Origin of the sequence: Paenibacillus taichungensis (assembly GCF_047302525.1) — a bacterium.
In the GTDB taxonomy this organism is placed as follows: Bacteria; Bacillota; Bacilli; order Paenibacillales; family Paenibacillaceae; genus Paenibacillus; species Paenibacillus taichungensis_B.
Map to the genome: position 1 here is coordinate 5,453,890 of NZ_CP168020.1, position 13,933 is coordinate 5,467,822.

Here is a 13,933-nt window from a genome sequence, read left to right on the forward strand (position 1 = left end):
GAATTATTCCCCCTCTACCTTTTGTTGTACAATCTCTACCTCATCCGGACGATACACGGCTTGCAGCTGTCCGGCAGCATCTGTGGCAAACAGTACGGAACGATTTTTCTCCAACAGGAACGTATATATGACTCCGGTACGCGTATCTCTGACTTTCACCTCATGATCCAAAGCAAACTCCGATACAAATACGTACAGATTCCCTTTCGGGAAGCTCAACTTCCGACCATAAATCCCTGCAAGTTCACCGCCAGATATCCATTCCAGTTCATTCTCAATGCCAGCCACTTCTGACGCATATCGATACAGGTCAGCCAGCGGCTCATCCCGGCCGTTCAGCTCCAGCGGCAGCGGGCTCCAGATCAACTTGCCTTTGCCTAATGGCAGTACTACTACTTCATCAGGTGTATGATTCTCCGCATGAAGCAACGTTTCCTTCGCCACTTCGGCAATCCGGCGACGACCATACGTGACGCGGTGATTCACCCCGTTAATATTCAGCATTTCTTCTCGCTGTACGTTACCCAGACTGCGCTGGCCGACAAGATGATCTGCCCGATCACTTCTCTTCCAATAAGCATCCAGCCCAAGCGGCCCAGTGATAAGCAGCGTAGCTCCTTCATTCTCCGCGAAGTTCAGCAGTTCGCTTAACGCATCGCTGTCCATGTTGTGCGGACTCGGAACCATGATCAACTTCGGTGGTTGTTGCTTCAACGCTTCCAGATGATACTCGGATACAGCCCGGAATGGCTGCTTCAGCTCATAAGCCATCACACGGGTCAATTTTGTGGTTGCATCGTAAGCCAGGGAACGGTTCGAGAAATCGTTGGAATACGGGAAGACCACCGCAATTTCCTCCAGCTCGCGATCGGTAAACAGGTCTCGAATCTGCTCCATGAATCGGCCAAAATCGTAAGACACATCAGCCTCAGGTTTTTCCGTACCATCCGCTCGCAGCGCTCCGATATGAGATTCATTGGCATTATCCATATAGAAGTTGGTATTCCAGATCCATTGCACAGCTCCAGCACCGCCTGTTGAGAAGGCATAGGCGTATTTGCGCTCCAGAATGCTGTGAAGCTCTTCCTCTGTGCGTTTGGCCCGGCCATCCGGAGTTTCCACATACATGATGCCTGTCTCCTGAATGAGATTGGGTTTATGTGGTGTTTTGGCGAAAATGCCGTCCCAGATCAGGTCATCGTTGAGCCACCAGGAATGCACAGTTGTATAATCCACTTCCCGCTCATAGAAGAACGGTGAAGGCCGCTGTGCTCCGAGAGCTTCATCCTGCCCCACCGTAACCAGATGATGGGGAACAAGATCCTTGATCGTGCCTACAAGCTCTCTCGCCCAAACATTATGCATCTCCATCGAGAAGAGACAATAATCGAGCCAGCGTGTTCCCTTTTTAGCCTTGTGCATGTCCTGTACATCGAAATTGATCTCTTCCGGTTCAGGAATGACTGCTGCGGTAAAGTCCGGGAGCTGCTTAGGCGACATGTTCCATGCCTCCTGCAACGCTTCAATCGTCTGATGCCGCTGCTGGAGCCACTCGATAAACGCCTGCTGCTCATATGAATCTCTTGCCGAACGTGGCCCATCGGAGAATATGCGCACAGGATCAAACATCGACGGTTCATTAATCAAGTCCCAGTCCACATGTGTGGAATGTCTGTGACGACTAACAATGCTGCGGATGAATCGTTTCTGTGCATCTACACTCTGCGGGTCCAAATATGGATTTGTTCCTTCCCACGTCTCGGGTGTAAAGGAGAAAAAGGTGAACGTCACTTGAAGGCCATGCCGTTTTGCCGTTAACAGGAACGCATCAATAGCACGCAGTACATCCTCGGACATGTGACCATCCACCTGCATCATGTTACGATAAGCAGTCCAGATTCCGGTCCGAATCCAGTTAATGCCGGCTTTTGCCATCTGTGCCATATCCCGATCCCACACATCCGCATTGGGAAGGAACAGGAATTTCCGTGCCACGTCCGAGGTCATGTAGGTCATACCAACAACAGGTAGCGGACGACCGTCTTTGATAAAATAATCTCTGCTGCGTGTAATGACTTCCCCTTCTGCCAACAACGCTGCGTCCTGACCCCAGAAGCCCTGCCGCAGTATGCGAACTTCTCCATCAGGTGCCTGAACACGACCGACGATTCGATACAGCCCGCTCTCGATTGAAACCGGAAGAAGAATGCGTTCAAAACGCTGTTCGCCGGAAAGTTCCATCTCCAGTTGATGATTCCATACCTTCACTACCGTGCCGTTTGTGCGATCTTCCCGTTCAACTGTTAGATCAAACATCCAAAGTTCCGGCTCACTTCGTCTGCTACCCGCACGCTGTAGAATTTGGGTTTGAAGGATCAGTGAAGCTCGTTCACCCAGTTCATACGAAGCATAGTTCGGCTTCAGAGATAGTTCGGTTACACCTTTGGCGCAATACTGCGCCCAGTTCACCATTTCGGCTGCTCCATTCTGCTCCCAGAAGGTAGCCGTCAAAGGCAGATGCACAAACAGCCAGCGCGAACCGGCAAACGTACTGCGGGAGTTTTCCCATAATACGATTGGGGCAGCGATGCTGCGACCATCCTTGCTGTGGCCGCGAAGCAGCGGAGAAATCTGCGTGCTCATCGGACCTGAGGAACCCATCTGATGTGGCAAATCGCTTGTTTTGGTTGTATGAGGTACCAGATTCCACGTATCCGCACTCTCGAACAGTCCCTCTTTGCCTGCAAGGAGTGGAATATCTTCTGAGGAAGTTAGTGAATCCACTTTGGCTGCGGATACCTTTAACGCCTCATGAATATAAAGTTCCTGGTGATAGGCCGTTTGTTCCGACTCGGAAATCCATGCCCCATTCTCCTGACGAACAGGACGTTTGAATGGCGCCCCACCAATGCTGATCAGACTTCCACCCTGATGAAGAAAAGCTGCAATTTCGGTCCAAGCGGATTTAGGAAAATAAGGCGCATGCAGGTTCACGAAACATCCTTCACCTGCCGCCCTGCTCAAAGCCGAAGCCAATTCATCCGCGCCCACAACGATGATCTCTTCCGATGCTTTCCATGAATCAAGAGCACCTTGCGTTGGCAAAGTGCCTTCCACCGGAAACGTTGGATCAGAGAAAATAATCAGCTTGGTTCTCTTCACCTGTGCGCTACTCATAGCAAACCATCCTTCATGGATTTATAGACCAACTGGGAGAACAAACTGTTGGACCAAGCAAACCATTTTCTCGTAAAAATCGTCGGATCATCGGCATGGAAACCTTCATGCATATATCCTGTATCTGCATCCGTTGCTTCCAGCATCTGAATGATTTCGAGCTTCTCTTCAGCAGACTGGGCCGTCAATCCTTGCATGGACAGACCCATATGCCAGATGTAATCCGGCGGTGTATGCGGGCTGCCAATTCCTTTGGCTACTTTGCCTTCATAATAGAACGGATTCTCTTTGCTGAGCGCAAAACGTCTCGTATTCTGATAGATCGGATCATCCGCTGTGACGTAACCAAGATAAGGAATGGACATCAGTCCCGGTGTACCCGCATCGTCCATCAGGCAGTAGTTGCCGAAACCATCCGTCTCATAAGCATAGATCGGACCAAATTCAGGATGACGGTAAATACCGTACAGCTGAATACCATGATCTACTTCGGCTTCCAGATCCTTAAGCTCCTGCAGGAACTCCATATCCCGGAATACCCACTCCGCGAACTCCTGCATCTGACGCAGGGCAACGACGGCAAACATATTGCCTGGAATGTTGTAATGGAAATCACACGCATCATCACTGGAACGGAAACCGGACCAGATCATGCCTGTGTAATTGACGGGCATACCTCGTCCGTTATTACGAATTGAATCCGTAGCAATGCCGTTATTGCGGGTAAAGCTGTATGGTGATTTCTCCATGTGATGCTGCTCCACTCGGAACAAATCCACGATTTTGCGCATTGCGGCTTTGAAGCTGGAATCGAAAATATCCGTCAGTTCAGTTTCTTTCCAATATAAATAAGCGAGACGCACGACAAAGCACAAAGAATCAATCTCGAATTTGCGCTCCCACACCCAAGGTGACATCTCGGTCACGTCGGTGGTGTTCCAGTGCCAATCATTGGCTGTCTCGTTGAAGGCGTTGGCATACGGATCAATATGAACGTACTGGATGTGGCGCTTGATCAGACCACCAATAATGCGTTGCAGGTCTTGATCTTCTTTGGCAAATGGAATGTAATGCACCACTTGCTCCACGGAATCCCGTAGCCAGGAAGCTGGAATATCGCCAGTGATGACAAAGGTCGTGCCGTCATCCATTAATTTCGTTGTTGTTTCAATCGTATTCGGGAAACAGTTCTTAAATAGTTGAAGCAGCTTCGGTCGATGTGCCAGCTTCTGCTCCGCTTCTTCCATTACAGCCTGTACGGCTTGTGGCAATGCAACAGGTGGCATCGGTATTTTGGGTAGTCTGAATTGTTCCATGAATGAGTGCACTCCTTAAACAAATTGAATGGTGTAGCCGTAGCAAGATCAGCTGAGAACATTCACACTAGCCACTACGATGACAGAATAACCTTCCGATCGCTGTTATCCCCAGATTTTTTGATTCCCTTCTCCAAAAGGTTAAAATCCGGGGATAAAGGCGTAGCATATGCTTTCGATGTAGCTTTCTTTCAGAAAGCTTTTAGCTTCACTTCTTCAGGTTATTTCTGTCCTCTCCGTTAACGTGTGAATAAAGAGCTGAACATACATAGCTCAAAGTATTTTCAAAAAGGTTTACCGTAATAGCACGGTTTTTATTTCGTAAGGTTTAAAAGATAATGTAATCTGACCATTGGTGCTATCCAAAGGCTCGCCTGCTTCTTCCAAAGCATTGGAGAGATAAGCTTGCTCAAATGCATGCGGCCATTGCAGCGTCACACGTTCACGTGTTCCCGAAGATTCATAGAAACGGAGCACTGTACCGTTTCCTGCCTCTGCCGGTTTGACCGTATCCAAGATGACATGGCTGCTATCGAATTCAATCCATGCTCCAGTTGCCGGGCGTACGCCTGCGTTCTGGTCCACCTGATGCACAGGCACTTCATGGTTTAATTCGGCCGCCTGACGTACCGTATGTGCACTTCTCCAGTCGCCTTCATGTGGATACAGGGAATAGGTGAAGTCATGTTCTCCAATATCCGCAGTCCGGTCAGGCCATCTCGGTGCACGCAACAAGGAAAGGCGAATCGTGCTTCCCTGTACGTCGTATCCATATTTGCAATCATTGAGCAGACTGACGCCATATCCGTGCTCGGCGACATCTGCGAAGCGGTGTCCGCACACTTCATACTGAGCTTGCTCCCAACTCGTGTTGCGATGAGTCGGACGCTCCAATGCACCGAATGGAATTTCATAGGTCGCTTTGGAACTCACTACATCGATTGGGAAGCCCACTTTGAGCAATTTATGATCTTCATTCCAGCTTACATGGGTCTTGAAATCGATCCGTCGATTGTCATGATAGAACACCATATCCTGTGTAATCACAGACTGATGAAGCTTCCACTGAAAACGAAGTACGTCCTTCGTAGTACCCGCCAAAACCAGTTTTTTCTCCACAAGCTCGACTTCTCCAGCAACCTGAGCCTCATAACGGCTGTCGATATCCCAGGCATCCCAGAGCGTCGGACGGTCATGGAAAAAGTAAAATTGATTGCCGCATTCACCCGGCTTCAGAATCTCACGTTCTGCTGTCTTGTCCCACAAGCGGGATATCTCGCCACGCTCGTTAAACTTCACATGGTAATACGCGGTTTCCCATGTATCTGTAAATTTCTTTTGCCCGGTAATGCTCGCCATTTCCCGGACATTCGTTTCCCTTGCATTTTCCGGTACGAGCCAAATCGTCTTATGACCAAACGCTGGAATATCCGTAACCAGAACCGAAATTTGGCTATCTTCCCGATCCATGCACAAACGCTGACCTTCTTCATCTATAACGTAACGATCCAATCCATCGTGCATTTGAAGTTGAACAACTTCACTTCGAGTCCAGCCGAGGCTGTTGAACACAACATAAGGAACAGAACCCTCTGGCCCCTGCGTGTTAATTCCGCTCGTCAATGCGGCAACCCCTTGATTCAGTCCTGCTCGACCCAATTCAAATACCCGGACATATTCCTCGTCTGAAGTTACATACGATTCGGTAATTGCCGAGCCTGGGATAATATCATGGAATTGATTCAGCAAAATCAGTTTCCAGCCATCATGCAGTGAAGATCGTACTTCCGTTTCCTGCTGTGCCTCCATATCAGGTAGCGCAAGTGTGTTCCAGAACTCCGCCTCACGATAAAGCACTTCAGCCTTCCGATTGTTGCGCTTATTGCGGCCATGGGTCGTGTAGGTACCCCGGTGAAGCTCTAGATACAAGTCGCCATGCCACTTCGGAAGATCAGGCTGTGCCTTCTCGATTCCGGCAAAAAAGGCTCCGGCGGTACTATAACCATTCTTCGGCTGTCCCACCATCAACTCGGATCGATCCACGTACTCCAGCATCTCTCGCGTTACTCCCCCGCCACCATCACCGTGCCCGTACAAAAGCATATGCTCAGGATGCGCTGCTTTCTCGCGGTAAGACTGCCAATGATCATGAATGTCCTTCGGCAGCGTATGCTCGTTGACGCCATGATTGAGATAAGACAGGATGGCCGTACCATCAATGCCTACCCAGTGGAAAAGATCATATGGAAACACGTTCGTATCATTCCATCCGAGCTTGGTCGTCATGAAGTACTCGACATTACCATGCTTCAAAATCTGAGGCAGGGAAGCACAATAACCAAATGTATCCGGCAGCCATTCAATCTGTGATGTTTTGCCGAACTCCTCCATATAAAAGCGCTGACCATATAACATCTGACGAATCAGGGATTCCCCGCTCGGAATGTTCAGATCCGGCTCAACCCACATCCCACCAACTAGTTCCCAGCGTCCTTCGGCAATGCGCTTCTTCACCCGTTCATACAGCTCGGGGTCATGTTCCTTCAGAAAAGCATACAGCAAAGGCTGACTCTGGGAATAAATATAATCGGGATATTCATTCATGAGTGCATCCACCGTGGAGAATGTACGACTGGTCTTGCGCACCGTCTCACGTACAGGCCACAGCCAGGCAATATCGATGTGCGATTGCCCCACCATATGCTCCAAGCCTTCGGCGTTTCCACCAATCTCTCGCACTTCATGGATCAATCTTTCTTCGATACTATGGATGCCATTCCCCTGCTTGACAGCCTCTTCTGTCAGACTCACGAATTGATCCATCGCCCGATAGATCGCTTCCAGCAGGCGCACACGGCGGAAATCACTTTCCGGCAGCAGCACCGCGGAATCACGCACAATCGTAACCGTGTACATCAGGCTACGGACAGGTTCATTCGGTCGCACCAACAAACTGCTGATTGATGTAATCGGCGGCTGAATAACCGCTTGTTGGTTCAGTGGATCTACAGGCTCGGGTACTGGATCAAATAACTCAATCTCAAGTTCAGGCTGAGCCCCTATTCGGGAAGGGTCGAGTGTTACATACGTATGATTACGATCCAGCCCCTGATAGGAATGTCCATTCACCCGAAGCAAGCCTTCCCCACCGGATTCAAATACAAGTCCGTAAGGTTCTTTCTGCCAGGAGGCAGGTACATCCAGCCGTGTCCGGAAGAAATAGGTCGTTCCCTGATCACTCGGGAAACGATTCAACCCCTCGCCTTCTGGATAAGCCTTCTGATCCTCATATTGTCCTGGCACTTTATAATAAGCGCGGGTGATGTCCCAGCTGCGCAGCTCCATTTGCTCCAACCACTGACGTTCGGACAACTCGCGAATAAATCGTCTGATGCGTTCCATTTCCTTACGCCTCCTCTACGGTCAACTCGGCGAACTGCGTATCTTTCACATGTCTTCCGATATGAATATGGAATTGACCTGGTTCAACGATAGGTGTGAGATCACGACCGATATATTGCAGCTGCTCCGCTCCAATATGGAAGGCTACCGTCTTCGTCTCTCCAGGTTCCAAATTCACTTTTGCAAATCCCTTCAGCTCTTTGGCTGGACGAGCGACTCGACTGACCACGTCGGATACATACATCTGTATGACTTCTGCACCTCTGCAAGACCCCGTATTGGTGACCTCCACCGATACGGTGACTGTCTCGTCTGCCTTCATCGATTCTGTACTCAGCTTCGGCTCACTGTAATTAAAGGTAGTATAGCTAAGCCCATATCCGAATGGATAACGAGGCTCCAGATCCTCTTCCAAATAACGCTTGCCGCGTGAACGTTTACCATTGTAGTAAACCGGTAATTGACCCACATGCTTCGGAATGGATATCGTCAGTTTGCCGGAAGGATTTACTTCGCCGAACAAAATATCCGCAATGGCATGCCCACCCTCTTGACCAGGATACCAAGCTTCCAGAATGGCATCGGCATGTTCATCCACCCAAGGCTCGGTAATGGGACGACCGTTGATATATACAATGACAAGTGTTTTGCCAAGCTTGTGAATCTCCTGAATCAACTCCAGCTGGACTCCGGCGAGTCCAAGCGTCATGCGGTCAATGCCTTCGCCACACTCCATGTCATTCCATGAGTTATCGGACACATTGGAAGCACCTGTCTTCAGATCGATCGTTCCTTCACCAAAATCACGGGCACTCGAGCCGCCAACGACCATGATGACCGTATCCGCCTGACGTGCAGTTTCTATTGCATGCTCGAACCCTTCTCTCGAATCGCCCTTGATGCGACATCCCGGTGCATAGAGCACCCGGGCTTCACCATTCGAATGTCCATCTGAGTTCTCCTCCGCGTGCCCACTCTCACTTACAGCAAGCTTACTGCAGATGCCATCCAATACCGTAGACACTTTGGACTTCGGTTGGGGAGATGTATAATCGCCCAACTGGTTGTAGGCTTGGTCTGCATTAGGACCAATGACAGCAATTCGGCCCGCTGTTGCCGTCGACAGAGGTAACGTTGCAGCTTCATTTTTAAGCAAAACCACACCTTCTGCAGCCAATTGGCGTGCCAGTTGAATATGCTTTTCACTGCCAATGACTTCTGCAGCTCGATCGGCATCCACATAAGGCTGCTCGAATAATCCCAGCTTGAATTTCAGTGCCAGCACACGGCGGACAGCCTGATCCAGTACATGCATTTCAAGTTTGCCTTCCGAGATCGCCTGCACCAGATATTGTCCAAACATCTCACCAGACATTTCCATATCAATACCTGCCTGAATGGCCTGTACGGAAGCTTCCAATCCATCTGCCGCCACATCATGCCCACTTGCGAGCATGTTGATGGCACCGCAGTCCGTAATCACCAGACCGTCAAAACCCCAGTCTTTTCGCAGAACATCATCCAGCAGTTCCGTATTAACCGTGCACGGGATACCGTCGATTTCGTTATAAGCCGGCATAATGGATTGAGCGCCTGCTTCAACAGCTTTGCGGAACGGATATAGATCTACTTCCAGCAGCTCACGCCAGCCCATGTGCACCGGTCCCGCATTGCGTCCACCTTCCGAGCTTCCATAACCAACAAAGTGTTTCAGTGTAGCCGCTACCGCATCCTCTTGGTCCAAACGCTCGCCCTGAAGTCCTTGCACGGAAGCAACAGCTAGCTCACCAATGAGATACGGGTCTTCACCAAAGCATTCCTCGGTACGCCCCCAGCGTGGATCACGTACAACATCCAGCACCGGAGAATACGTTACCGCACCGCCTTGAGCACGCGTCTCGCGAGCGACCGCCCGGCACATGTCACGGTACAGATCCACGTTCCAGGTACTTCCCAAGAGCAGGGGAACCGGATAGACCGTACCGTCAATCGCCATATGTCCGTGAGAGCATTCCTCTCCGATCAGAATGGGAATCCCCAGTCTGGAATGCTCCACAGCATGGCGCTGAATGAGGTTTACTGCTTCTGCCCCTTCTCTGGCAGACAGTCCATTTTCAAGCGTAACACCCGTCCATGGATCTGCACGAAGTGCACCGTACAGGGAGCCTACGCCCCCGTTTTCCACCTGCTGCTTAAAGGATTCATTCAGCGTGATGTTCCCTTGATCATTGGTATATGTCTGCCAACCAAAAGGCTGGATGAGTTGACCCGCCTTTTCCTCCGTCGTCATTAAGCCCAGCAGATGTTCTACTCGCTCTTCCACGGATTTGCTTTTGTCCTTATATATCATCATCCTTCGATGCCTCCACCCTATAGAAGTGATTCGGTTACTCTTTGACAGCTCCGACCGTCAGACCCTGTACAAAGTAACGCTGGAAGAACGGATAAGCGAAAATAATCGGCAACGTGGCGAGAACCACCATAGCCATCCGTGAAGTATCCTGCGGGATGGATTGCATCGCCGCCAGACTCATCGAGCTGTTCGCCGAGTTCTGCTGGATGAACTGGATGCTGGACTCGATCCGCATCAGCATCGATTGTAGCGGTACGAGGTTGGGATTATCGATATATAACAGCGCATTGAACCAATCGTTCCAGTAACCGAGCGTACTGAACAATCCGATTGTCGCCAGCCCCGGCAACGATAATGGAATGACAATCTTCATAAACGTATAAAATTCTCCGGCTCCATCAATTTTCGCGGATTCAATGACCGCATCCGGTACACTGGTTGAATAGAATGTACGCAGAATCATGATATAGAAGGCATTCATTGCAAGTGGCAGAATCAGTGCCCACACGGTATCTTTCAAATGAAGAAGTTGGGACACGACCATATAGGTCGGAATCATCCCGCCGTTAAACAACATGGTCAGAATGGCAAATATGGAGAAAAATCTCCGATAACGGAAGCTCTTGCGGGATATCGCATAAGCATACAGCGACATTAGAATCAGACTGATGATGGTACCCAGTACCGTCACCAAAATGGTTACCCCATAAGCACGCAGCAGCGTGTCACCACTCTGCCAAACAAACTGATAGGCTGCGAGACTCCATTCCTTCGGAATCAGTCGATACCCGTCACGGGCGAGTGCCTTCTCGTCCGTAAACGAGATGATCACTACAAACACGAATGGAAATACACAGATTAAAGCGAATAGTCCGGCCAATATATTCATAACGACGTTCCAGGCATTGGATACATGATGGAAGTCGCGTTTTTTTACGATTTGAGCCACAGTGGTTCACTCCTTTCCCTTGTCCTAGAATAGGCTGCTATCTTTATCGATTTTGCGTACTACGTAGTTGGAAATGATAACGAGCACAAAGCCTACAACGGATTGATACAATCCGGCAGCCGTACTCATGCCAATCTCTCCGCTTGTTTTCAAGCCACGATATACATACGTATCAATAACGTTCGTAACGGAATACAGCGTACCCGAATCCCTTGGAACCTGATAGAACAGTCCAAAGTCGGCATAGAAAATGCGGCCTACGGCCAACAAGGTCATAATCGTAATGATAGGTGAAAGCAATGGAATCGTAATGTTACGAATCTGCTGCCATTTGCTCGCTCCATCAATCATCGCCGCCTCATACAGCGACCGGTCAATGCCCAGAATGGAAGCCAGATAAACAATACTGTTGTATCCAATCGTTTTCCACAAAGCTACGAACACCAGGATATACGGCCAATACTTCGCTTCCGAATACCACTGAATCGGTTCCACACCGAACCACCCAATAATCTGGTTCAACATCCCCCGATCCATGCTCAGGAAGCTGAACGCGAAGTAACCGACAATAACCCAAGATAAGAAATACGGCAGGAACATACCTGTCTGATACAATTTGGCCAATCTTTTATTGACCAACTCTGAGAGCAGAATCGCTAAACCTACAGCGAATACCAGCCCTAACACAATAATCGTGATGTTATACAAAAGCGTGTTTCGAGTAATGAGCCACGCGTCGTTGGTGCTGAATAGGAACTTAAAGTTGTCCCAGCCCACCCATTCGCTCTTCACAAGACTTGCCCAGAAACCTTCGCGGCTGAAGCGATATTGTTTGAACGCTGCTACTGTACCAACCAATGGTAAGTAGGAGAAGAAGAAGAACCAGATGGCGCCTGGCAGCACCATGAACAGCATGACTCGGTTTCTAATCAAATTTTTCAAAAATGCGGTCATATGGAGATCCTCCTTCAGGCTTGAATGAAAAAGGATCGGGCGCAACAAGCAGCGGCCCGATCCCTGAAATTACCCTTACTTATTTGCCGCTCTCCAGGCATCAAGCTGGGTTTGGGCTTCAGCCATCACTTTTTCAAGTCCGGCTTGATTGAACTTCTCAATCACTTGCTCCAAATTGTTCTCTGGGTCCAGCGTACCTGTCATCAATGCGGCCCAGTATTGCTCTTTGACATTCTGCACTGCTGTCAGTTCCGACGACACCTTACTTGAGTCAAAGTTAAAGCTCAGAATTGGGGAATTTACACCCTCTGCATTAAACTTCTTGAACTCATCCCATTTGTTATCCGGGTCATTGTTGTTCAGATACAACAACATGTTGTTACCGAGGGAGTAAGAAGGCATATCGTAGTTCTTGGATTCAGCCAGATTTTCCATGTGCGTATCATCCACTTTTTTGTAGTGAACGCCCTCAATACCGGAATCGACCATATTGCGCAGCACTGGATCTGTATTCAACAGGTTCAGGAACTCCATTGCTTTCTCCGGATATTCGGAGTTGGACGAGATGGCCATGATTGAACCTTGTACAGACGTGTTGGTGATGATCGCGTCACTAGCTGGTGTGGAAACTACCGGATATCCGTAACTTGCCGACCATTGGTTGTCTGCAAGCGGTTGAGTTTGTGCACGATCCAGGAACCAGTTGCCTGATGTAGTCAGGTCATTGGTGGAGCCTGTTGTTGCTGCCTCTGCAGATACATAACCAGCTTTGTAGTATTTGCTCATCGTTTTGAGTGCTGCTTTCATTTCTGGCGTATCCAGAATGTTCACAATCTTGTAATCCGTTGTATCCAGTTTGATTGCCATTGGCAAATTCTGAATGACATAGTCATAAGGAACATAAGGAACGAAGTTTTTATCCATTCCAAATGGAGTCACACTTGGCTCATTTTCCTTGATTGTTTTGAGCAGAGGCTCCAGACTGTCTAACGTACGAATATTGGAGATGTCCATTTTGTATTTATCAAGCAGCGTTTTGTTGAAACGCCATACCTCTTGTTGAGGCAACTCCTTGTTAGCCGGAATTCCGTAATTGTGTCCGTCTACTTTCGAACCGCTCAGGAATGCAGGATCGATGGTTTTAATGAGATCCTGACCGTATTTAGGTAGCAAGTCATCCAGCTCCATGAATGCGCCCTTTCTGGCATTTTGAACATAATCGAATCCGCCGGAAGAAGTGAACAGGATGTCCATTGGCTCGCCGGATGCCACGTTAACTTGCATCTTTTGCGGATAGTCACCCCAGTCAACCATCTTCATCGTTACTGTGGCATTGATTTTTTCTTTCGTGTACTTGCTGACTTCTTCCATCACTTTATTAACATCTTTCTGAGGGGTACCGATGGTGTACCAGATCAGCTCGACAGCATCATCTCCTGCTTCCCCTGATTCTGAAGCATCCTTGCTTCCTCCACAGGCGCTAAGAACAACTGTAACCGCCATCAACAATGCAAGAACGAGAGAAAAACTTTTTCTTTGTTTACTCATTTCCTTGATCCTCCCTTTTCGTGTTCCCTTTAGCTCTACAAACTAACTGCTTTAACCTTATCGAATGAAAGCATTTTCAAAAAGAAGATAAACTTAATATTTCGAGGTACAAATTAAAGAGAAATCAGTACCGATTCCTTAATTTGTACCTTTTTGAATAAATCGCTTACATAAAAAAGACATGCTGAGTAACATTTGGCACCAGCTTAGTTGCATGCCCTACTGTCCCCAGAA

The 13,933-nt window shown here is 48.8% G+C and carries 7 protein-coding genes; all 7 read right to left on the reverse strand.

Features of this window, described 5'->3' with window-relative positions; genetic code table 11:
* Positions 1–3: 3 nt before the first annotated feature.
* Complete coding sequence (locus tag ACDJ58_RS24620) at positions 4–3,177, reverse strand: beta-galactosidase (protein WP_413373445.1); 3,174 nt, start codon at positions 3,175–3,177, stop codon at positions 4–6.
* Complete coding sequence (locus ACDJ58_RS24625) at positions 3,174–4,493, reverse strand: glycoside hydrolase family 125 protein (protein WP_413373446.1); 1,320 nt, start codon at positions 4,491–4,493, stop codon at positions 3,174–3,176. The genes ACDJ58_RS24620 and ACDJ58_RS24625 overlap by 4 nt, the downstream gene beginning before the upstream one ends.
* Positions 4,494–4,787: 294 nt before the next feature.
* Complete coding sequence (locus ACDJ58_RS24630) at positions 4,788–7,895, reverse strand: alpha-mannosidase (RefSeq protein ID WP_413373447.1); 3,108 nt, start codon at positions 7,893–7,895, stop codon at positions 4,788–4,790.
* Between the two features lie 4 nt (positions 7,896–7,899).
* The gene (locus ACDJ58_RS24635) at positions 7,900–10,248 is read right to left on the reverse strand and encodes a glycoside hydrolase family 3 N-terminal domain-containing protein (protein WP_413373449.1); all 2,349 of its coding nucleotides are present in this window, start codon (positions 10,246–10,248) and stop codon (positions 7,900–7,902) included.
* Between the two features lie 34 nt (positions 10,249–10,282).
* Positions 10,283–11,137, reverse strand: coding sequence for a carbohydrate ABC transporter permease (locus ACDJ58_RS24640; protein ID WP_413379814.1), 855 nt, complete (start codon positions 11,135–11,137; stop codon positions 10,283–10,285).
* 84 nt (positions 11,138–11,221) lie between these two features.
* Positions 11,222–12,151, reverse strand: coding sequence for an ABC transporter permease (locus ACDJ58_RS24645; RefSeq protein ID WP_413373451.1), 930 nt, complete (start codon positions 12,149–12,151; stop codon positions 11,222–11,224).
* Between the two features lie 75 nt (positions 12,152–12,226).
* Positions 12,227–13,699 carry an ABC transporter substrate-binding protein gene (locus ACDJ58_RS24650; protein WP_413373453.1) on the reverse strand — a complete coding sequence of 491 codons (1,473 nt, stop codon included), beginning with the start codon at positions 13,697–13,699 and terminating at the stop codon, positions 12,227–12,229.
* Positions 13,700–13,933 lie beyond the last annotated feature (234 nt).